This window comes from Acaryochloris sp. CCMEE 5410 (assembly GCF_000238775.2).
Classification (GTDB): domain Bacteria; phylum Cyanobacteriota; class Cyanobacteriia; order Thermosynechococcales; family Thermosynechococcaceae; genus Acaryochloris.
In genome coordinates this window covers 1,008,780-1,029,950 of the sequence record NZ_AFEJ02000002.1, presented here as the reverse complement: position 1 = coordinate 1,029,950, position 21,171 = coordinate 1,008,780, and the positions used below count along the sequence as shown (strand labels likewise).

The following is a 21,171-nucleotide window of genomic DNA, read 5'->3' as shown; positions in this document are numbered from 1 at the left end:
CAGTTAGGTAATTTCATGTCCACCCCTCTTACTGCCGATCAGGTCAATCTAATTGTTTGGAATCACCATCACGATCCTTTCGAGGTTCTCGGTCCCCACCCCAGTCAAGACGGTAAGCCAGGGTGGGTTGTGCGGGCATATTGGCCAAAAGCAGATGCAATGTCAGTGGTTTGTCCAGGGCATCGGCAAGAATATCCCATGCAGAGTGTTCATGATCCCCACTTCTTTGAATGTGAAGTTCCCGTTGATGGAGCGCTTAACTATCAATTGCGGGTAAAAGAAGGAGACCATGAGCGCGTTATCTACGATCCTTATGCCTTCAAGTCTCCCCGAGTAACCGATTACGACCAACACCTATTTGCTGAAGGCAATCACCATCGCATCTATGAGAAGTTAGGCGCCCATCTCACCACTCTCGATGGCGTCGAAGGGGTTTACTTTGCCCTCTGGGCCCCCAATGCTCGCAATGTTTCTCTCTTAGGTGATTTCAACGCCTGGGATGGACGCCAACATCAGATGCGTAAAGGACCGTCCGGCATTTGGGAATTATTCATTCCAGAATTGAGCATCGGCGAGCACTATAAATACGAAGTCAAAAATTATGAGGGGCATATTTACGAAAAATCTGACCCCTATGGTTTTCAACAAGAAGTTCGACCGAAAACCGCTTCTATCGTCACCGATCTCAACTCCTATAGCTGGTCCGATGAGTCCTGGATGGAGCAGCGACGCAATGCAGATGCTTTAGCACAACCGATTTCGATTTACGAAGTGCATCTAGGGTCCTGGATGCATGCCTCCTCTGACGAACCTCCGACATCAGAAGAAGGCCATCCCCTCCCTCCCGTTATTGTCTCTGAGCTGAAGCCTGGCGCTCGGTTCCTCACCTATCGAGAGTTGGCAGAGCGATTAATTCCCTACGTTAAAGACCTAGGCTTCACCCATATAGAACTCTTGCCTGTAGCCGAGCACCCCTTTGACGGATCATGGGGGTATCAAGTGACGGGCTACTACGCCTGTACCTCTCGGTATGGAACCCCCGAAGACTTTATGTATTTCGTCGACCAATGCCACCAGCAGGGCATCGGCGTGATTGTCGATTGGGTCCCTGGACATTTTCCCAAAGACGGCCATGGTCTAGCCTTTTTTGATGGCACCCATTTGTACGAACATGCTGATCCCCGTAAAGGTGAGCATAAAGAATGGGGCACCTTGGTTTTCAATTACAGCCGCAAGGAAGTCAAGAATTTCTTGATTGCGAATGCCCTCTTTTGGTTCGATAAGTACCATATCGACGGTATTCGTGTGGATGCTGTCGCCTCTATGCTCTATCTCAATTACTGTCGCAAGGATGGTGAGTGGGTGGCCAATGAATATGGAGGGGCCGAAAATATCGAAGCGGCAGATTTCCTCCGCCACCTCAATGATGTGCTCTTTAGTTACTACCCCGGTATCCTTTCGATTGCCGAAGAATCAACCTCCTGGCCCATGGTATCTTGGCCCACCTATGTGGGGGGATTAGGCTTTAACCTCAAATGGAATATGGGATGGATGCATGACATGTTGGATTATTTCAACATGGATCCCTGGTTCCGCCAATTTCATCAAAACAATGTCACGTTTAGCATCATGTATGCCTTTAGTGAGAACTTTATGTTGGCCCTGTCTCACGATGAAATTGTTCATGGCAAAAGCAATATGCTGGGCAAAATGCCTGGAGATGAGTGGCAGAAATTTGCTAACTTGCGGTGTCTATACACCTTTATGTTTACCCATCCCGGCAAAAAAACCTTGTTTATGAGCATGGAGTTTGGCCAATGGAGTGAGTGGAATGTCTGGGGAGATTTGGAATGGCAGCTCTTGCAGTATGACCCCCATCAAAATCTCAAGAAATTTGTTACCGACTTGAACCACCTTTACAAAGAATTGCCAGCTTTATTCACCAACGACTTCAGCTATGACGGTTTTGAGTGGGTCGACTGTAACGACAATCGTCATAGCGTCATCTCCTTTGTTCGTCGAGCCAAGGACTCAGATGAGTTTGTACTCACAGTCTGCAACTTGACCCCCCAACCCCATAGCCATTACCGAGTGGGGGTACCCGAAGCGGGCTATTACGTCGAGCGTTTTAATAGCGATGGCCGTCAGTATGGCGGCAGTAATATGGGGAATTTAGGGGGGAAATGGACAGATGAATGGGCTTTCCATAACCGTCCCTACTCATTGGATCTCTGTTTGCCGCCTTTGGCTACTCTGGTCTTCACCCTCGATCGGGAAAAAACGGCACAAGCCTACCAACAACTTCCTGACTCGCAAAATCAATAGGTGTTGCCAATTTCAAGAAACCTGTCACACTGGACTTGGGACAAACGCCTACCATAACTTAAGAAGAGGATGCCCGTATGGGCGCTACGTTAGAGCAAATTTCTGGGTACTTAGATAAACAAGGTCTGATCTACGAGATTCAGCCCGAGAAGGCACGGATTATCACTCAAGTCGAAGCTGAACATGTTGAAGACTTTTTGATCGTGATTCAGCTTGATGAAGAGGGAGAGTTCTTTAAACTCTTCGTGCCAGAAGTTCTCACGGGTGTCCAAAATCACCCCCATAAGGCCGCCATTTTGCAAACCATGTTAGTGATCTCTTGGGAAACTAAGATGTTGCAGTGGGAATATGATGCCTCCGATGGTGAAATTCGAGCCATTATCGAATTTCCCTTGGAAGACGCCATTATGACCGAGCGACAGTTTGATCGCTGTTTCAGTGGTTTAGTCGAAATGGTAGATAGCTGGGCAATGCCCCGTTTGCGCGAAGTGATGGAGACGGGGGTTGATCCAGGGGATGTCGCTCTAGGTGAACGTCTCCTTCTGACGATCGAACAAGAGGCGCCCGGGCTGCTGGTTCTGCTAGAAAAAGCCATGCAGGCTCGCAAGCATCGAGGACAATTCCCTCCCTTACGGGACTCATGGTTGGATTAAACTTATTTGCCTGGCCTCATGTCGATCTCTCATCGATGTTCGGACTGCTCTCACCCGAAAAATTTAAAAAAGAGACGGAGTCATTCGGTAAATGTAGGGTCTGGGATTGCTGCTGGTCCCAAGTCTGTTGGCTCACCCGTATTCCATCTGAGTCAATCGTGTAAAGTTGATATCTTTGTTGTGGCGGCTGCCACCCCCTCATATCTAGACGAGTGATTTTGCTTGGATAGGTGTGACTATTGATGATCATCAGGCTATGGGAGCTTGGAGTTCTGACAGCAAAGGCATCAATTCCTCTAGGCGTCGAGACACGAATCCGTTGACCATGACTAAAATATTGTCTCAGTAGCTTGAGCACATATCCTGCTGAGCGTAAGGAATAGACTCCATCTTTGTGATTGAAAAGTCCATAGGTATTGTCGGCATCATTCCAAGGGAAAATACCATCAATATCGTTGTGCTGTGCAGCCTGCTGAAAAACTAGGGCTAGAAATACAGCCCCATGATGGGTACGCATCAATTTTTGTTTGTCCCTATCCCAGGTTGTGAACATATGGGTCTCCCCTAGGAACAGTTCAGCATTGTGTAAGCCTTTTTGGTTCATCCACTGGCGAATCGCTTTCGGTCGTTGACCAATTATTTTGGCAGTTTTGTATAGCTTGAAGGGATCGCCGGAAGGTTGGTGTGTACCATATTGATGATAGGAGAAAGCCTGAATATCACTTGTTTTGGAAGCCTCTAAAAATGCTTGAATATCCCTTTTGTCATAGGGGTGGGTCCAAGCACCAACAACAATACGAATAGCTGGATTAGCTCGCCTCATTGCATGGGCGGTTTGTTTTGCTAACTTAGCCAGTTCTTGAGAATTGCCATTGTATGCGGGATCTTTTTCGTTGAGTATTTCAAAATATCGAACTAGGTGCCTTGAGGAGACTAAGCGGACAAGCTGAGCACACCATTGTGCAAACGCACGGTGCTTTTCGGGAGGAAGTTGAGAGCCTTGATATAGCGTGGGGGACCAACTGGGAATGGAGATCATAATGTCCTCACAGTGAGGAGCAATATTCTTCAAAATGGCATCAATTTTGCCAATGTCCCAGGCCCCCTTTTTATCAATCCACGCTTTCCCATGACCCACTTTGAGCATTTCAGCTGCGTGAAGCCGGCAGATGGAGGGCCGGATTTGACCTAATTGTTCACCAAATTTGAGATTCGCTCCTACGGTGGGATCAGTGGCAGACCAAAGATTTAAGCTATAAACATTGCGAGCAGAGCCAGTGGATTGATTCCAGTCAACCCTAATGGGTGCATGGGGCTTCGCATAACTGTGAGAGCAACCGGACAGTATGCCAGTACAGACAAACAGGATCATCGCGAAGGCAGAACGATATCTTTTCTGATGGAGGGGGTTCAAAGACATTTTGGGGAGAGGATTGGAACTTTAGGGGCTGGGCTGATGCTCGTAATTTTTAGAATACTGAGAAAGCAATTGGAATAAAACCGGGCTTTTTTCCCATCAGTATGACGTAGGACATCTATGAAAGCAGCAGATGGGAAAGCAGCAGATGGGTCCCTGAAGGCTACCGATAAGCCTTCAAAGATTTAAGGGGAGTCAGCAATGTTGAGCGTAACCAGCCCCTGCTATTCCTCCACCGTCAATGTTCGGATTGCCGATCTTTGTCCTTCATAAAGACGCTAGGATAAAAAGGTCCTGTCTTACCTTCAAAGGCCGACTCTGTGCTGAAGACACTTAAAACTGATTTTCAGATCATTTTCGATCGAGACCCTGCAGCTCGGAACTGGTTGGAAGTGTTGGTCTGTTACCCGGGCTTGCAGGCTATATTGTTACACCGCTTTGCCCATTGGCTATTTGTCTTAGGCTTACCCTTCTTCCCTCGGCTCATCTCCCATGTCTCCCGCTTTCTCACAGGGATTGAAATTCATCCTGGTGCCACCTTGGGACAAGGTGTGTTTATTGATCATGGCATGGGGATTGTGATTGGAGAAACTGCAATTGTCGGTGATTTTAGCCTGATCTATCAGGGAGTGACGTTAGGGGGAACAGGGAAAGAAACAGGAAAACGGCACCCAACTGTGGGGGACAACGTTGTGATTGGTGCTGGAGCTAAAGTTCTAGGCAATATCCTCTTAGGCAGTAATGTGCGGGTCGGCGCTGGGTCTGTCGTTTTACGAGATGTCCCCTCAGACTGCACGATTGTTGGTGTTCCGGGGCGCATTGTTTATCGGGGAGGAGCAAAAGTAGATCCATTGGATCATGCTCGACTCCCTGACTCTGAAGCTCAGGCTATTCGCTATTTAGTCGATCGAATTGAAAGTCTAGAACAGGAAGTAGAACAGTTAAGACAGTCTTCTCCGAATGTTCCTACCCATGAGTCTGATACCACAGACTGCTGCCATCTTCGGGATAAAGCAATAGAGCAGTTTTTAGACGGTACGACTGTCTCAAAGAATGGCTAAATTAATCTTTATCTATAATGCCGATGCTGGCTTGATTAATACTGCGCTGGACATTGCCCATAAGGTGTTGTCACCGGATACCTACAGCTGCAATTTATGTATGTTGACCCACGATACCTTTGCAGAACGAACAGCGTGGAAAGCCTTTAGAGAATCCTTTCCAATCTCCATGGAGTTTCTGCATAAGGATGAGTATGAGCAAAAGTTGAACGAGCCAAGTTTGGGCGAGTCGAAAAAGACGTATTCTTATCCCATTATTTTGAAGGAAGACCAAGGCCACATCGATATTTTTATAGATACCGCTGAATTAAACCAAATTAAAGACGTCAACTGCTTGATTAATACCATTCAAGAGCGCTTATAGCAGATCAACCCAAGGTCGGTTTTGATTTTAAGGGGAAGGGGCTGCGTTTTTTTTCTGTTGCCGTCTGCGGGCAAACCACTCTTGTAGTTGTTGACGGCAGGTGGGCTCGTGGACGCCTGCAATGACGGGAAGTTTATGGTAGGAGCAAGGACTATCCGGTAGATTGAGGACGGATCGAATCGCTCCAGTTTTCGGATCATGGGCTCCATAGACCAACAGGCCAAGGCGAGCTTGGATAATTGCCCCTGCACACATTGGACAGGGTTCGAGGGTGACGTAGAGGCGACATTCATGGAGTCGCCAAGACTGTATAACTTGGCTAGCAGCTCTGAGAGCTACAATTTCTGCATGAGCAGTCGGGTCGTGATCGCGTTCTCGTTTGTTTTCTCCTTCAGCAATGCAGTCTCCATCAGGGCCGATAATCACTGCACCTACCGGCACCTCTCCTGCAGCACCTGCTTGAGTCGCTAAAGCAATCGCTTTTTCCATCCACTGTTGATGTTCAGGGTAGCTGGGAACGTCCACTCTTGATTTAATAAAACTATCGTTACATGCTAGCCGACTATTATGCCTCTCATTAAAGTGCAATCTTCGATCAGTACTCCTGAACAATCTGTTGTGGAAGCCTTATTAAAGCAACTCTCTGCTCAGCTCGCCCAACATTTAGGTAAGCCAGAGTCCTATGTGATGACAGCTTTTGAGGCAGAAACGCCGATGACATTTGCTGGAACGACTGAACCCGTGTGCTACGTGGAAATTAAAAGTGTGGGTACCATGAGTACGGTCGGTTCGCCCCTTCTTGTAGAGAGAAATAAATTAAGTCTTATGCTGTATGGGATGTGGCAGGTATAGAGATTCTGGCATTTTCATCAGCCGAAGAATCTGCTTTTGAAGATCAGATAGAGGCGTTATGAAGCGTGTCAGGTCTGGCAATAAATAGAGTGTGATTTGGTCAAACGCCTTAAAGAGTTTTTCAGTAGAAGGTCGTTGGGTCGCTCGCTTAGGATTTCCATCGTAGAGCCCTGCTAGGGATTCCTCAGCAGCTTGTAATGCGCGCCGCACAACAAATTCAACCAGGGTAAATGCTTTTAATGCTAGCGTCAGCAAGAACATCAAACCGACAATTCGATTTTGGTTTTGAAAATAGATCGGCAACGCGGGTAGCCGCCCCCGCTTGAAGCGATGAAACCCCCGTTCAACTAGCCACTCCTCTCGATAGTAGAGGACAGCTTGAGGTAGAGGAAGTTGAGAGATGGGGGCATTAGTGACATACAAGCGCCATCCCGCCAATTGCTTGGCTTGTTCAATCGCATCAGTGTCCCGCTCAATGTGGAGGTGAAGTCGGATCTGTGTAACCTCCTTTTTCACTGAGTTACGGATGGGTCTACCCGGTCCCATATAACGGTTTTGAGTATCCGTCTCTACATTCAGGGATACGCAGAAGAATTCCTTCACACGGTGACGTTTGAGAATAGCTTCTACCTTTAGATTGAGTTCCTCTGGCTCTTTGCCTGGTTTTGCCGCTAGCTTATCAAGTGCGTTCTGGGCTCGTTCAAGCCGCTGCTGCAGACCCTGAATCTGCGCTGCCGCAAAACTCTGGGAGTAAACGACCAGATAACGTTCATGCCACTGCACCCATTCTTGAGTGTCTGGATGATACCAAAACTGACCGAGTTCAACCTCAAATCCTTTCCCAACTGCAGCTTCATTCGCATCTTGGGTCGGCAGACGAATCTCTGTACTCGGACTGGGTGGGTTGAACACCCATTGTTTTAGCCAGGACGGATGTTGTCCCGTCATGGGTACAGGAAAACAATAGATTCCTCCCTCTGAAGCAATTTGAGCACGGGTCGCAATCGCGGCAGCTTTGCAATCTGCCAAAAAGACAAAGTGCTTGTGGCCAATAACTTGAGCCATTTGCTGCCAGGTGGGCCAATACAATGGGTCATCTGCTCCATTACCAGGAAGCGTTGCACTGACTAACGGAATCCCTGCAGGGTCAAGGGTGCCTAGCAGTTGACGGTACTGAAGCAAGTCAGGGCGTTTATCTTTGGAGTACCCAAAACGGAGCAGACTCTCTTCAGCAGATTCATCTGAGCGATGATGCACACTAAAGCTGGTTGTATCTGCCCTAGCAACCTCTGTCGGTAATTCATAGGCTCGAATCACATGCTGACCAAGGTTCACCTCAATCTGGCGACAAGCTTCTTCCGCTTGGCCAACTTCTTCCACCATCCGGGCCAGACGATCATCGGTTGCATCCTTTTCCCCTATGCCCCAACCAGTGGCCAACTCCAATATCTGACGGTGTGATGTCACCCACGATTCTGCGCCACACAAGCGATGATCTGCTTGAGTCATGATGTAGGTCAACAGCAATACGCTCAATTGACCATAGCTCAATCCTTTACGGTTTCCGTGAGGTTGTTTGAGTTCTTGATCCATCCATTCGACAATCTGCATCTGCTTGAGCCATTCGACGATCAGGGGAATATCATCAACCCGCTCTGAACTGATTTGCACAGCGTCACTCATATACTGAAGGCTCCATTCATTGCTCTGTAGCCTACTGCACTAGCCCATCTCTCCTGTTTGCCTGTTTCGATTGCTCTATGCCTAGCCTCCCAAATCGTTAATTTATTTGGGTTCCCCAGAATAAGCGAACGGGCCGTGAGTAGTCCCCAGACAAAAGCCATGAGCCAGGCGTTTTGCCAAGAGCTCGAAACTGCTTTAGGGGTCCCTAAGCAGCGAATCTATATTGAGTTTGCGGATGCAAAGGGCATGATGTGGGGATGGAATGGTTCAACCTTTGGTTAACGGATCCTTGAGCAAGGATCCGTTATGGGGTTTGAATAATTTGTTTGGAAGTCATTAAGGTTTCAAGACTAATTACCCCAGGAGAAAGGCTTTTGGCTGAACTCATGCCTATCGCCAGAGACCCTCCAGGCCCGCTGGACTGTCGCAAAAATTGGGGGCTGGTGTTGATAAACACTTGAGAACTGCGAACACCTTGGATAAATTGTTGACTGTCTTGATAAGAATCCGTGACTAAACAATCGGCATGATGACTACTGTGGCGGTTAATCCAGTTGAGGGCATCGGCTAAATCATCCACAACGCGAAAGGCCACAATCTTTTGTAGATAAGGCTGCTGCCACTCTTCCTTGGTTGCCAGAATTAACTCTGGAAACTCAGCTGCTAGGGTGGCATCTCCTCGTAATTCGAATCCTTTTTCCTTGAGGGTACTCCATAGGAGGGTGAGTCGAGACTGCTTAATGTTGGGGGTTAGCAAGACTTTTTCAATGGCATTGACCGCATCTGGACTGCCTTGATGACTATTAATAATCATGGATCGGGTTAAGTCTGTACTGCCCGAGTCAGACCAAAAAAGATAGCAATTGCCCATAGCAGACTGAAGCGTGGGGACGGTGGATTGCTGCACAACCTGTTGAACCAAGCTGGGGCGACCATAGGGAACGACAAGATCGATGGGTAGGTCTCGGGCAACCAGATCGGAGATTGAAATGTTGCGATCGCAAGGGATGCATTGCACACAAGTTAAGGGCAAATCAGCGGCGGCCAGGGCAGCATGCAGCAACTCGATAACAACCTGATTAGAATGCTTAGTCTCAGCCCCTCCCTTCAGCAGTAACGCATTACCCGTTTTCCAGCACATGCCAGCGAGTAACAACGCTAAGTCTGGAAACGCCTCATAAATAAAGGCAATAACTCCCCGGGGTTGTAACTTGGCATAGCCTAGAGCCACCATAAAAGTGGACTGTGGAAAGGCTGTCATCGCCAACGGGTCAGTTGTTGTCGCCAAATGGTTCAACATTAGCCCCAAGGTTTGCAGACGTTCTGGAGCGAGCTTTAGCCAGTTCAGAACTAAGGAAGGAATCGCTAGATCACGGCTGACTTCTAAATCTATGGTGTTTGCTTCTAACAAATCATCTTGGCGATCTTGCAAGATTTGAGCCAAACAACGCAGCAATTCATTACGTTTTGGATGGGGCAGGAGTGCTAGTTTCTGCGAGGCAATGTGAGCCTGATGCACTGTTGTGTTCAGGTCAAATCTTTGAGCAGCATCCATAGGCAAAATACATCCATTAACGTCGATAAAGATATGAACCGAGTTGGAGAGTGGGGACTGCCATGAATACAGCAAGGCCGAGGCGAAACTCCCGCCTTAGAGCCCAAGGCAGGAGCGATGGGAATAAGACTAATACAATTATGCCCATGACCAGGAGCCAGAATAGAAATAACCGAAAATAAAATAGGGGTTTTCTGGATCGAGAGGGTTGCCATCGACGCCCTGTCCAATACCAACTTTGATGGGGGTAGTCTGAGCACTGTTCAATCGTATACCCATCAGGTTTCACAACAAAAACCCGATGACATTGCTCACACCCAAGGGCCTCTGTAAGAATAATGGGGCTAAGGTGTCCATGCCGTCGACAGGGACATGGATAAGGACTACTTACGTCTATTTTGTTGACTTTCGTGGAAGGCACGAATTAACAAATCCCTTCAGATGATCTAGCCCAAAGTATGGAGACACCGATGATCCAGGATCATTGCTCCAGCTTTGGGGAGAGTAGCGAAATCCATGTTTCCACACTTTGGCCATGAAAGCCGAAAATGGGAAAATAGTTGACGAAGATTTCCCCATTTTACCTGAAGTCTATGGGAGGGGAGTGAACTTAAAGAAAGCGGGTAACGCGATTCGAACGCGCGACATTCACCTTGGCAAGGTGACGCTCTACCACTGAGCTATACCCGCAAATAAATCTTCCGCTTATCTAGCTTCTCAAATGTAGCCGAGTCTGTCAATAAATTAGGAATTATTGGATTCCGACTTTAAAGTGTTAGAGGGTTGGACGCTACTTACACTTGGAGGCAATACGGCAGCTTCACCTAGATTTTGATTGCTCGCATCCGCTACAGCAAGCTGTGGCCGGAGTTGATGCATTAGGCTAGCCATTTCCAAGGCGTTCATGGCAAAATCCCAACCTTTGTTGCTTTTTATGCCTGCCCGCTCCAGGGCTTGCTGCATGCTGTCTACCGTCAGGATGCCAAAAATGAGCGGAACACCTGTTTGTAAGCTAGTGGCCGCTATTCCTTTCGAAACTTCACCGGCAACATAGTCAAAATGGGGGGTTTGGCCGCGGATAACTGCACCCAGGCAAATGATGGCATCGTAACCATGAGATAGAGCTAGCTGCCGAGCCACTAGGGGGATTTCAAAGCCTCCTGGTACCCAGATATAGTCAACCTGACTTCCGGTCTCATGGGTATCAACGCCATGACGCTGTAGACAGTCTTGGCAACCGGCTAGCAGCTTGCTGGTCACTAGATCATTGAAACGCCCAATAACAATAGCAAACCGGAAGGATGCCGAATGCGTAAATTTGCCTTCAAAGACAGCCATTCCAGTTTGCCTTTACCTTTATCAATTTAGAGACACAGATAAGAATATACGAGCGATTCCTAAAACGCTTGAGCTTGATGCACGAAACATAGAATACTCAAGGTTCACGGGTTGGGAAGGAATCTAGATAACAACAATAGAGGCTAATGCAGCTACGAATAGTAAAACAACCCATGCAGCAGCGCCGCCCCAAATGAGTTTATTGGCGTCGTCCGATGCATCACCTGTAGAGAAAACTACAGGCACGCCAATTATCATGGCAAAAGATAAGGCAACGAAAGCAGCAATTAAAAGTTGAAACAATACTGACATGATTCTCTCCCAATCCAGTCCTGAAAGAAGTTTAAATATAAGCAAATTAACTAGGCATTTGAGAGTGCCTACGCCAGATAATCATACCCTAAAAGAGGAGATTTACTTGACTGCAGTCGATTGGGCCGTAGGCGTTGGGATGTAAATAGGCTGGATGGATATCGTTTTATGTCATCGTACGGCAGACTTTGATACGTTAGGAGCCGCTGTCGGTATCACGCTTTTGTACCCAGGAACTCGAATTGTTCTGTGTGGGGGAGCTCATCCAACGGTTCGAGAGTTTCTGGGACTTTATCGAGATCAATTTCCTCTGATTGAGCATCGGGCGGTCAATGTTGAGCGGCTTCGCTCGATTACGATCGTTGATGCACAGCGACGCCAGCTTTTGGGACCTGCTGCAAACTGGCTTGATCTGCCCCAAGTCCAAGTCAAAATCTATGATCATCATCAGTCCACAGCTAGGGATATTGTTGCCGATCAGTTGATTTTGGGGGCAGTGGGTGCAGCCACTACCCTGGTCACCGAAGAGTTGCAGCGAGAACATCTACAGATGCCTGTAACAGCGGCAACGGTGATGGCGTTGGGAATTCATGTGGATACTGGGTCTCTCACGTATCCGAGTTCGACCGTGCGAGATGCGGCTGCTTTAACTTGGTTAATGGCACAAGGGGCCAATCAACGGGCGATCGCAGAGTACACCGAACCCGTTTTTTCCTCAGATTTACAGGATTTGCTGACCCAAGCCTTGGAATTAACACAAACTCAGTCTAGACATGGAAATTCTTTGTCCTGGGTGATGTTGAAGACAGAGGGTTATGTGCCGGGTTTAGCCAGCCTGACCTCACAACTGATGCTTCTGCATGAGAGTGACAGTTTTTTGCTGGGGCATGTCTATAGCAAGGCTGAAACCCAGAAACTAAGTTTGATAGGTCGTTCTCGGGTTGAAGGAGTTGACCTGAATGGACTATTGCAGCCCCTAGGAGGTGGGGGACATGCTCGGGCAGCTGCAGTGACGTTAAAAACAGAAACGCCCCAAAGGGTAATGGATGACTTAGTGGAAACGCTGCTGGAGCAGATGCCCTTACCGCCTATGGCGGCAGACTTAATGTCCTCCCCCGTTCGAACCATTCGCCCCACGACCACCATTGATCAAGCCCGGCGAATTTTATTGCGCTATGGCCATTCTGGGCTGTCAGTGGTGAATGACCAAGATCAGTTGGTAGGGATTTTATCTCGGCGTGATCTCGATATTGCCCTCCATCATGGCTTTGGACATGCTCCAGTTAAAGGTTATATGACGGCCCCAGTTCGCACGATTAGTTTGGGGACCTCTCTGCCTGAGATTGAATTGATGATGGTGACCTACGATATTGGCCGGTTGCCAGTGGTGGAACAGGGGCAATTGGTGGGGATCGTAACCCGTACGGATATCCTGCGCCAGCTCCATCAACTGAAGCATCCAGTACTCCCGACCCATCAACAAGTAGTGCGCACATCCATTCAGGACCAACTGCGATCGCAACTCCCTCCCACATTGCAAACCCTGTTATCGACGGCGGCAGATGCGGCAGCAGCTCAAGGCTGGCAGCTGTATTTAGTGGGGGGAGCGGTACGGGATTTGTTGCTCTCGGGCCCCAACCAGCCCTTTAGGGTGAAAGAGTTTGATCTCGTTGTGGATGGCGTTGAAACCACGGCAAAAGCGGCAGGGGTTTCTCTTGCCCAAACCTTACAGTCAGCCTATCCTGAGACCCAATTGCAGGTGTATGGTCAGTTCCAAACCGCGGCTTTGATTTGGCCCTCTGGCTCGGAGTTAGCTGGATTTTCAGTGGATATTGCCACGGCGCGCAGTGAGTTTTACCCTTACCCCGCCGCTAATCCAGAGGTAGAAGCCAGCTCCATTCGCCAAGACCTCTATCGGCGAGACTTTACCATCAATGCTTTGGCCGTTCGATTAACGCGTCAGGGGTTTCAACCTCAGCCCAGTGGTGAGCTACTGGATTTCTTTGGGGGGGTAGTGGACCTGCAGGATCGCCAAATCCGAGTCTTACATCCCAATAGCTTTATTGAAGACCCCACCCGAATTTTTCGAGCCGTGCGGTTTGCGACCCGCTTGGAGTTTGAGATTGGCGAACATACCGAGGCGTATATTCGCCATGCGATCGCAAGTGGTATCTATACCCAAGTCCAGGCAGAGAAGGATAAAACACCTGCCTTACAATCCCGCCTCAAGAACGAACTTAAGTACATTTTCAAAACATCTCACTGGGCAAGAGCGCTCAATTTACTGGCTGACTTAGAGGCATTGCAGTGTATCCATCCTCAACTACAAATCAATCAACACTGGTGGCAACGGGTGCGACTGGCCATCTGTTGGTACAACACCTTTGAACCCGCTCACTTAGAGATGCCTGTTTGGTTGTTGATTTTAGAAGTATTGCTGACTGCTTTACCACCATCAGAACGCTGTGCAGTGGCCGCTAACTTACATTTATCAGACTCCACTCAACAGAGGCTTCAAAATCTGGATGGGGGCTTGCAAGAACTTGAAAAGCAACCGGAGCAAGCCTCTCCTAGCCAACTCACAGATTTGTTAAAGTCCCACACCATTTCCGGATTGATTTTAGTCGGCATCTATAGCAATGTCAGGATTCGCAAGTGGGTGTGGCAGTACCTATCGGATTGGTCGAGCCGCAAACCCTTACTAACAGGTAAAGACTTGATTCAGTTAGGGTATCGACCGGGGCGAGAATTTAAATCGATGTTGGCAGCCCTTGGGGCTGCTACCTTAGACGGTGAACTCAAGGACCGAGATCAAGCACAAGCCTGGGTAAAAGCACGTTTTCCCATCCCTCCTAAAACTTAGGGTAAAAAATTGTGCCTACTATCCCCCCTTGTGTCTGGTAGAGTCATCATACGAATTGCTGGAAAACTTCATGCCCAAGCTGCGCCTGGGACCCAAATGGCGACAATCCCGGATTCGGAACGGGTTGATCCAAGGATTGGTTCTTCTCCTGATTGGGGTGGCTGTTGTTTACTTTGGTGCCAATCTAGTTCAAAACTTACAGCGCCTGCGTCTCCCCTTTGGATTTGATTTTTTATTCTCCAAGTCTGGCCCCAGTATCGGTGAAACCCTGATTGAGTATTCCCCCACCGATAATATCGCTCGGGCCTTTGGCGTGGCCCTGCTCAATACCTTGCGGGTGGTTGTCCTGGGAATTGTCTTGGCGACCGTTGTTGGTATTGGCGTTGGGATGGCTCGCCTATCGGATAACTGGCTGGTGCGTAAACTGGCAACATTCTATGTCGAGACCTTGCGGAATTTTCCGTTGCTATTACAGCTGCTGTTCTGGTATCTGGCAGTTTTTTTGAAGTTGCCAACCTTCGAAAATCGCATCCAGCTCCCAGGGCCGATTATTCTCAGTAAAAATGGGGTGGCGTTCCCGTGGCTAAAAGGGAATCCCGCTACCCTGCCATGGATATTGGCTTTAGCCATCGGCAGTGTGTGTGCTTTTTTACTGTGGCGTTACCTTATTCGGCTGCAAATTGAGCAAGGCCGCATTACCTTTGCCGGGTTATGGTCATTGCTATTGCTGGTTGGCATAGGGGGAGGAGCCGCACTGTTCACCCAGCGTTTTCCGTTTGATGTAAGCCTCCCCTACGTAGACCAACGGGTGGTGACCGGTGGCCTACAGTTAACGTCCGAATTTTCCGCGTTACTCCTGGGTCTCACCTTATATACGGCAGCCTTTATTGCCGAAATTGTCCGAGCGGGAATTCGCTCTGTTTCCATCGGCCAGTCGGAAGCAGCCCGCGCTTTGGGGCTAAAGCCAACACTCGTCATGCGGTTTGTAGTCTTCCCTCAAGCCTTAAGGGTGATTGTGCCGCCACTCACCAGTCAATATTTGAACTTGGCGAAAAATTCTAGTCTTGCAGTAGCGGTAGGTTACCCCGATATTTACTATGTAGCCTCTGCCTCCTTAGAAGACACTGGACGCTCAGTTGAAATCGTCCTGCTATTAATGGCGATCTATTTGACGATGAGTTTACTCATTTCAATTCTGATGAATCTCTACAACCGCAGTATTCAATTGGTCGAGCGATAGGGACGTTAAGTCTAATGCCACCGAAATCTCCGACTCCCCTTTCAGCATCCTCCCTATTAATCTGGCTGCGCCGCAACCTCTTCAGCACTTGGTACAACAGTTTACTGACGGTGATTAGCCTCTGGATTATCTATTCAGGGGGACGGGGGCTAGTGCAATGGATGTTTAGTCAGGCCCAATGGACGGTTTTGAAAGCGAACTTGCGCCTGTTCTTTGTGGGCCGTTTTCCCATCGACCAAATTTGGCGAGTCTGGCTAATTTTAATGTTGGTTTCTGCTGTCACGAGTTTGACTGTGGGAGTCATTCAGTGGAGCCGGACTTTACCCATCAGTATGGGCCTTTTGACAGCAATTAGTTTGGGCGTTGTCCCTCTAGTTGGCGGGCAAGGTCCAGAACTTGTGTGGGTTGCAGCGATAGGAAGTGTTGCAGTACTCAATCTGCTAGGGGGACCGTGGTTAAAAACTCACCTGTCTCCTCGCTTGCTCAGCAGAGGTTTGCCCGCTGTTTGGTTCCTGACCGCATTTATTGTTTTGTGGCTGCTGATGGGAGGGTTGGGGATAAGTTCTATCAGAACCAGTGTTTGGCAAGGGTTGCTATTGACGGTGGTGGCGGCGTTAGTGAGTATTGCCCTGTCCTTCCCCCTGGGGGTGTTGTTGGCCTTAGGACGGCGTAGCCCCTTACCCATCATTCGGACCCTGAGCGTTCTTTATATTGAGGTTATTCGAGGGTTGCCTTTGATTGGGGTTCTCTTTGTGGCTGGGGTGATGTTGCCATTAATATTGCCCAGCCAAGTACAGCTAGATGCCGTCTTTCGGGCAATTTGTGGCCTCACCCTCTTTAGCGCGGCTTATCTAGCAGAAAATGTGCGTGGAGGATTACAGTCTATCCCCCAAGGTCAAATTGAAGCGGCAAAGGCATTGGGGCTAAATCCCATGTTGGTTTTAGGACTAGTGGTGTTACCACAAGCCCTGCGATCGGTGATTCCCGCGATAGTGGGGCAGTTTATCGGATTGTTCAAAGATACTTCATTACTATCGATTATTGGTCTCGTGGAACTGACGGGGGTTTCTCGATCTGTGCTATCCCAACCCCGATTTATTGGTCGCCATGGAGAAGTATATTTGTTTATTGGTTTGCTGTACTGGTTATTCTGTTATCTGATGTCTTTGGGGAGTCGGCGTTTAGAACGTCAACTCGGTGTGAAGTGAAGCTTGCTGTGTCCCAACCTATAGATGAACTGCAATGACTGAAACGAACCCAATTATTGTGGCTACAGATGTTCACAAGTGGTATGACACTTTTCACGTTCTACAAGGCGTGAATCTAACGGTGGAACGCCAAGAAGTCGTCGTACTGATGGGGCCATCAGGGTCAGGCAAATCGACTTTTATCCGTACCCTTAATGCCTTAGAAGATTATCAGCAGGGGCAGATTGTCATTGATGGCATGGCCCTATCCCAGGATCTCGGCAATATTGAATCGATTCGCCGGGAAGTGGGGATGGTGTTTCAGCAATTTAATTTATTTCCCCATCTGACAGTGCTACAGAATATCACCTTGGCACCAATCTGGGTAAGACGTTGGCCCCGGGCCAAGGCGGAAGAAGTGGCGATGCAGCTCCTCGAACAGGTTGATATTTTGGAGCAAGCCCAGAAGTATCCGGGACAGTTGTCGGGCGGACAGCAGCAACGGGTTGCGATCGCAAGGGCACTCGCCATGCAGCCCAAGATTATGTTGTTCGACGAACCCACCTCTGCACTTGATCCTGAGATGGTGAAAGAAGTGCTAGTGGTCATGCGTTCGTTAGCTAAATCGGGCATGACTATGGTCGTTGTTACCCATGAAGTCGGGTTCGCCAGAGAAGTAGCAAACCGTATTTTGCTGATGGACCAAGGCACTGTCGTAGAAGAAGCTGCTCCAGAGCAATTTTTTCAAAATCCCCAAGAAGATCGAACCAAACTTTTCTTATCACAAATTTTGTAGCCTAAATTACCTTGGGATTGAAAGCTTTTCATCCGATAGGTGCATGTAGGGTTTGCCTTTTTAGTTGGTTATTCTTCCCTGGAATCATGATGATTGGGCCCTAGAATATTTCGCAATGTTTCAATATTTTGCGAGAGATGTCGGAACTCTAGTGTGATATATTATCTAAAATATTTACAGGAATAAAATTTAAGTTAGGTAGGTACAATCAGCCCTTTATCGAGACAAGGAATATTTAGCTGAACTTTACTGGGTCAGAAGGAAGAAGTTATCGTCCTAGTCTTTCTTTATTTCAACCTTTTAGTTTTCTACAGTTACGATCAATTGCTCAATATGTATGGTGCATTCCAACCTTGAAATCTATGATTGCCTTTAAAGTTTTTATAATTTCTCTATCTTATTCCTAGTGCAAATAAGACTAAGCCGTTCAAATCCAGTGGTAGCAAAAACTAGCAAATAATGTATTGGGGGAGCAAGTATGTTCCGTTGGTTAAAATTTCTGGCTTTAAAAGTTCCGCTAAGCACTTTTCTTCTAACATTGTTTGCATTTGGGGATCTAGCAATTGCCCAAGATAAAAAAGACCCACCATTTGTTTGCGACGGCAAATTTTTCATTGCCCAAGGGAAAACCGGTAAAGATCCGACACAACTCTTTATTGTTGATACCAGTACTACGCCTTATCAGTTAGTACCGGTTGGAGGTACCAGTCCCGGGATTAAATATAATGCGATTGGCTTCAATGTCCAAGATGGCTTTATATATGGCATACACCCTGGCACTGGTGAAGTCTATCGCATTGATGCCAATGGTGTGGCTACGTCAATGGGCATTCCCCCAGGCTTACCCAGTAGTAGCTATTCAGGGGATGTTGCTCCTGATGGAACCTACTATATCCAGCGGGGGAACAAACTTCATTTAATCGATGTTTCTGGTGCAAATGCTCAATATCTGAAAACCATTAAACTTTCAGCTAATCCAGGCGTGGCTGATATTGCCTTTAATCCAGTTGATGGCAAATTATATGGCGTAAATGCCGGTAAAGATCAAGTTGCAGTTATTGATCCAACCACGGGACGCGTTACGTTTCAGCCTCAGAAAACCCCTATCAGCAAAGCAGTGGGTGGAACTTATTTTGATGCCTTTGGCAATTTATTTGGTTATCACAACCAGGGAGAATTCTATCGGTTCGATGTTCAGTCTGGTACTGGAGCTTCAACCTTTCTTAGTAGTGCGCCTAAAGTTAGTGCAAATGATGGGGCGTCTTGTACAGGGTCTCCCAAAATAGAAAAAACGGTATCACCTGAGGCAGTGAAGCCAGGTGGAATCGTTACCTACACATACAATGTTGTGAATCCTAACGGGTTCCCGTTGACGGTAGATTTTTCGGATAGTATGCCTGCCACTGATGGACGGGTTTATCAACCCCTTTCTGTGAATAATCCGTTTGGAGGAACAGTCGATTTTTCTGCCGACAATAAAACCTTCAATATTCAAGGTTTAACCATTCCAGCGGGTCAATCAGGTGAAATTACAGTTGATGTACAAATTCCTGAGGATGCGGAATTTGCAGTTGTGTTTAACCAAGCCTCTTTATCAGGAGATCAAATTCCACCAGGTCCAGATGGTTCAAAAACCTTACTCTCAGATTATCCAGATAGTGGGGAATTTTATGACCCTACTCCCCTCAAAATTACCGAGTATGACTTAGGCATCACCAAAGCGGAGTCAGCCGATCCAGTCAGTGTAGGGGAGAATTTAACCTATAACTTGACCGTCACCAACTTTGGCCCTGATACGGCTGGAGGAGTCACGGTTACTGAAAACCTTCCCGCTGGAGTCAATGTAGTTACACTACCTAGCAACTGTTCAGACTCGAGTGGAACGATCACCTGTAATCTTGGTGATCTCGTCAAAGATCAAGTTGTCAACATAGAAATAGTAGTCTCTCCAACCCAAGAAGGAGAAATCGTCAACTCAGCCTCTGTAGAGAGCCCCTTAAGCGACTTGGTTGAGATTGATAAAAGTAATAATGACACAAAGATCGATACCACAGTCAGCAACGAAGCCAATCTTACGGTTGAGAAAAAAGATGCCACTGATCCGGTTGCCGTAGGAGATACGATTACCTACAAAATCTCAGTTACGAATAACGGTCCTGATCCAGCCACTGGCGTAGTGTTAACAGACAACCTGCCTTCAGGAGTTACTTTTGTCTCAGATGAAGATAGCAGTGGTCTTTTAACCTGTACTGAAACAAGCGGAACGATCACATGTAACCCCATTGATTTAGCAAATGGTGAGAGTGCGGTCCTAGAAGTAACGGTCACAGCCGATTCTCCTGGTACTTTGACGAATTCCGCTAGTGCCAAAGGGAATGAAGATGATCCAGATCCTGATGACAATGAAGCTTCTGAAAATACAGTTGTAGAACCCAAACCCGAACCGACACCAGATCCTGATCCAACTCCTGATCCTGACCCTGACCCAATCCCGGATCCAGATTCGACACCAGATCCTGATCCAACGCCAGATCCAACCCCGGATCCAGATCCAGATCCGACACCAGATCCAGACCCAGATCCAACTCCCGATCCAGATCCAACCCCGGATCCAGATCCAGATCCGACTCCCGATCCAGACCCAACTCCCGATCCAGACCCAGATCCAGATCCGACACCAGATCCTGATCCAACTCCTGATCCTGACCCTGACCCAACCCCGGATCCAGATCCAGACCCAACTCCCGATCCAACGCCAGATCCAACCCCGGATCCAGATCCAGATCCGACACCAGATCCAGACCCAGATCCAACTCCCGATCCAGATCCAACCCCGGATCCAGATCCTGATCCGACTCCCGTTCCAGACCCAACTCCCGAGCCAGACCCAGATCCGACACCAGATCCAGATCCAGACCCAACTCCCGAGCCTGCTCTAGACCCAACTCCCGATCCTGCTCCTGCTCCAATATCAGATCCTGGTTCTGATCCAACGCCAGAGCCTAGTCCCTCTCCCGGACCTATTCCAATACCAGTTCCAGGACCAGCCTCAACACCGGATATTGGCCCTGATGGACCAGACCCCAGTCCTAGTCCAACCCCAACACCCGAGCCTGCTCCCTCGTCTAGTCCAGCTCCAGGTGCAATACCTCCTGACAGTTCTAGTCCAAATTCCATTCCATTTCCTGTGCCGTTCCCAGGACCTGGACCCTCACCCGGACCAGGATCTGTACCAGGAGGAACCCCTGCTCCGGGTTCAGTCCAAACACCTACAACAGGTACCCCTTCTACAGTGCCTCCAGGTTTAGAAACACCTACTCCGGGAGCTGATGTACCTGTGTCAGAACCAGGTGGACAACTGCCTACTCCTGCAGATTCCTTCCCCGATCCTGCAGAACGACCTGCTCCTCAGCAGGACTCAGCAGCACCATCACGGGATGATCCTACTTCTCCCCCACCTGTTAAAGCGCTTTGGTAAAATCCATTCACGCAATAAGCTCTGGTAGACAAATGCCAGAGCTTATT

16 protein-coding genes, 1 tRNA gene and 1 pseudogene are annotated in these 21,171 nt (G+C 48.2%); 11 read left to right on the top strand and 7 right to left on the bottom strand.

What is annotated here, in order from left to right:
- Nucleotides 1-15: 15 nt before the first annotated feature.
- Together glgB and ON05_RS25575 are read left to right on the top strand one after the other, a co-directional pair.
- Complete coding sequence (gene glgB, locus ON05_RS25580; RefSeq protein ID WP_010479753.1) at nt 16-2,325, top strand: 1,4-alpha-glucan branching enzyme; 2,310 nt, start codon at nt 16-18, stop codon at nt 2,323-2,325.
- Nucleotides 2,326-2,402: 77 nt separating this feature from the next.
- On the top strand, nt 2,403-2,978 hold the full coding sequence (locus tag ON05_RS25575) for a hypothetical protein (RefSeq protein ID WP_010479755.1): 576 nt from the start codon (nt 2,403-2,405) through the stop codon (nt 2,976-2,978).
- 16 nt (nt 2,979-2,994) lie between these two features.
- Here the strand turns inward: ON05_RS25575 and ON05_RS25570 are convergent, their stop codons facing one another.
- Complete coding sequence (locus ON05_RS25570; protein ID WP_262562360.1) at nt 2,995-4,398, bottom strand: cellulase family glycosylhydrolase; 1,404 nt, start codon at nt 4,396-4,398, stop codon at nt 2,995-2,997.
- Between the two features lie 317 nt (nt 4,399-4,715).
- On the opposite strand from ON05_RS25570, the gene cysE reads away from it, so the two are divergent.
- Together cysE and ON05_RS25560 are read left to right on the top strand one after the other, a co-directional pair.
- On the top strand, nt 4,716-5,456 hold the full coding sequence (gene cysE, locus ON05_RS25565; protein WP_010479759.1) for a serine O-acetyltransferase: 741 nt from the start codon (nt 4,716-4,718) through the stop codon (nt 5,454-5,456).
- A complete protein-coding gene (locus ON05_RS25560; RefSeq protein WP_010479761.1) occupies nt 5,449-5,820 on the top strand; it encodes a hypothetical protein in 372 nt (123 codons plus the stop codon). The genes cysE and ON05_RS25560 overlap by 8 nt, the downstream gene beginning before the upstream one ends.
- Nucleotides 5,821-5,847: 27 nt before the next feature.
- On the opposite strand, the gene tadA is transcribed toward ON05_RS25560, so the two are convergent.
- Nucleotides 5,848-6,345: a tRNA adenosine(34) deaminase TadA gene (gene tadA / locus ON05_RS25555; RefSeq protein WP_029315642.1), complete on the bottom strand. Its 498-nt coding sequence runs from the start codon at nt 6,343-6,345 to the stop codon at nt 5,848-5,850.
- A 42-nt stretch (nt 6,346-6,387) separates the two neighbouring features.
- On the opposite strand from tadA, the gene ON05_RS25550 reads away from it, so the two are divergent.
- The gene (locus ON05_RS25550; RefSeq protein WP_039781843.1) at nt 6,388-6,672 is read left to right on the top strand and encodes a phenylpyruvate tautomerase MIF-related protein; all 285 of its coding nucleotides are present in this window, start codon (nt 6,388-6,390) and stop codon (nt 6,670-6,672) included.
- Here ON05_RS25550 and ON05_RS25545 read toward each other — a convergent pair.
- Nucleotides 6,637-8,355 carry an IS1634 family transposase gene (locus ON05_RS25545; RefSeq protein ID WP_010482461.1) on the bottom strand — a complete coding sequence of 573 codons (1,719 nt, stop codon included), beginning with the start codon at nt 8,353-8,355 and terminating at the stop codon, nt 6,637-6,639. The two genes, ON05_RS25550 and ON05_RS25545, sit on opposite strands and share 36 nt — an antisense overlap.
- Before the next feature lie 135 nt (nt 8,356-8,490).
- Between ON05_RS25545 and ON05_RS25540 the strand changes: the two are divergent.
- Nucleotides 8,491-8,637, top strand: a pseudogene (locus ON05_RS25540) (phenylpyruvate tautomerase MIF-related protein); the annotation flags it as partial.
- A gap of 22 nt (nt 8,638-8,659) precedes the next feature.
- Here the strand turns inward: ON05_RS25540 and ON05_RS25535 are convergent.
- The 4 genes from ON05_RS25535 to psbZ form a co-directional block, all read right to left on the bottom strand.
- Entirely contained in the window at nt 8,660-9,910 is a 1,251-nt protein-coding gene (locus ON05_RS25535) for an aldehyde dehydrogenase family protein (RefSeq protein WP_010481326.1), read from the bottom strand.
- A gap of 618 nt (nt 9,911-10,528) precedes the next feature.
- Nucleotides 10,529-10,600: transfer RNA gene (locus ON05_RS25530), tRNA-Gly, on the bottom strand.
- 54 nt (nt 10,601-10,654) lie between these two features.
- Complete coding sequence (ribH, locus tag ON05_RS25525) at nt 10,655-11,248, bottom strand: 6,7-dimethyl-8-ribityllumazine synthase (RefSeq protein WP_010481325.1); 594 nt, start codon at nt 11,246-11,248, stop codon at nt 10,655-10,657.
- Between the two features lie 123 nt (nt 11,249-11,371).
- A complete protein-coding gene (gene psbZ / locus ON05_RS25520; protein WP_010481323.1) occupies nt 11,372-11,560 on the bottom strand; it encodes a photosystem II reaction center protein PsbZ in 189 nt (62 codons plus the stop codon).
- 154 nt (nt 11,561-11,714) lie between these two features.
- Between psbZ and ON05_RS25515 the strand changes: the two genes are divergently transcribed.
- The 5 genes from ON05_RS25515 (at nt 11,715) to ON05_RS25495 (ending at nt 21,124) form a co-directional block, all read left to right on the top strand.
- On the top strand, nt 11,715-14,423 hold the full coding sequence (locus ON05_RS25515; RefSeq protein WP_010481322.1) for a CBS domain-containing protein: 2,709 nt from the start codon (nt 11,715-11,717) through the stop codon (nt 14,421-14,423).
- Nucleotides 14,424-14,493: 70 nt separating this feature from the next.
- Nucleotides 14,494-15,663 (top strand): amino acid ABC transporter permease, encoded by a 1,170-nt coding sequence (locus ON05_RS25510; protein WP_010481320.1) that lies wholly within the window; start codon nt 14,494-14,496, stop codon nt 15,661-15,663.
- Nucleotides 15,664-15,677: 14 nt separating this feature from the next.
- Entirely contained in the window at nt 15,678-16,871 is a 1,194-nt protein-coding gene (locus ON05_RS25505; protein ID WP_010481319.1) for an amino acid ABC transporter permease, read from the top strand.
- 34 nt (nt 16,872-16,905) lie between these two features.
- The gene (locus tag ON05_RS25500; protein ID WP_010481318.1) at nt 16,906-17,646 is read left to right on the top strand and encodes an amino acid ABC transporter ATP-binding protein; all 741 of its coding nucleotides are present in this window, start codon (nt 16,906-16,908) and stop codon (nt 17,644-17,646) included.
- A 478-nt stretch (nt 17,647-18,124) separates the two neighbouring features.
- Nucleotides 18,125-21,124 carry a DUF6923 family protein gene (locus ON05_RS25495; protein ID WP_262562358.1) on the top strand — a complete coding sequence of 1,000 codons (3,000 nt, stop codon included), beginning with the start codon at nt 18,125-18,127 and terminating at the stop codon, nt 21,122-21,124.
- The last annotated feature ends 47 nt before the right edge of the window (nt 21,125-21,171 follow it).

Bases quoted from the DNA above. Each gene is read 5' to 3' on its own strand.
- psbZ (WP_010481323.1), bottom strand. From the start codon at position 11,560: ATGTCAGTATTGTTTCAACTTTTAATTGCTGCTTTCGTTGCCTTATCT.
- ON05_RS25505 (WP_010481319.1), top strand. From the start codon at position 15,678: ATGCCACCGAAATCTCCGACTCCCCTTTCAGCATCCTCCCTATTAATC.
- ON05_RS25510 (WP_010481320.1), top strand. From the start codon at position 14,494: ATGCCCAAGCTGCGCCTGGGACCCAAATGGCGACAATCCCGGATTCGG.
- ON05_RS25500 (WP_010481318.1), top strand. From the start codon at position 16,906: ATGACTGAAACGAACCCAATTATTGTGGCTACAGATGTTCACAAGTGG.
- ON05_RS25495 (WP_262562358.1), top strand. From the start codon at position 18,125: ATGTTCCGTTGGTTAAAATTTCTGGCTTTAAAAGTTCCGCTAAGCACT.
- ON05_RS25575 (WP_010479755.1), top strand. From the start codon at position 2,403: ATGGGCGCTACGTTAGAGCAAATTTCTGGGTACTTAGATAAACAAGGT.
- ON05_RS25515 (WP_010481322.1), top strand. From the start codon at position 11,715: ATGGATATCGTTTTATGTCATCGTACGGCAGACTTTGATACGTTAGGA.
- ON05_RS25545 (WP_010482461.1), bottom strand. From the start codon at position 8,355: ATGAGTGACGCTGTGCAAATCAGTTCAGAGCGGGTTGATGATATTCCC.
- ribH (WP_010481325.1), bottom strand. From the start codon at position 11,248: ATGGCTGTCTTTGAAGGCAAATTTACGCATTCGGCATCCTTCCGGTTT.
- glgB (WP_010479753.1), top strand. From the start codon at position 16: ATGTCCACCCCTCTTACTGCCGATCAGGTCAATCTAATTGTTTGGAAT.
- ON05_RS25550 (WP_039781843.1), top strand. From the start codon at position 6,388: ATGCCTCTCATTAAAGTGCAATCTTCGATCAGTACTCCTGAACAATCT.
- ON05_RS25570 (WP_262562360.1), bottom strand. From the start codon at position 4,398: ATGTCTTTGAACCCCCTCCATCAGAAAAGATATCGTTCTGCCTTCGCG.
- ON05_RS25560 (WP_010479761.1), top strand. From the start codon at position 5,449: ATGGCTAAATTAATCTTTATCTATAATGCCGATGCTGGCTTGATTAAT.
- ON05_RS25535 (WP_010481326.1), bottom strand. From the start codon at position 9,910: ATGGATGCTGCTCAAAGATTTGACCTGAACACAACAGTGCATCAGGCT.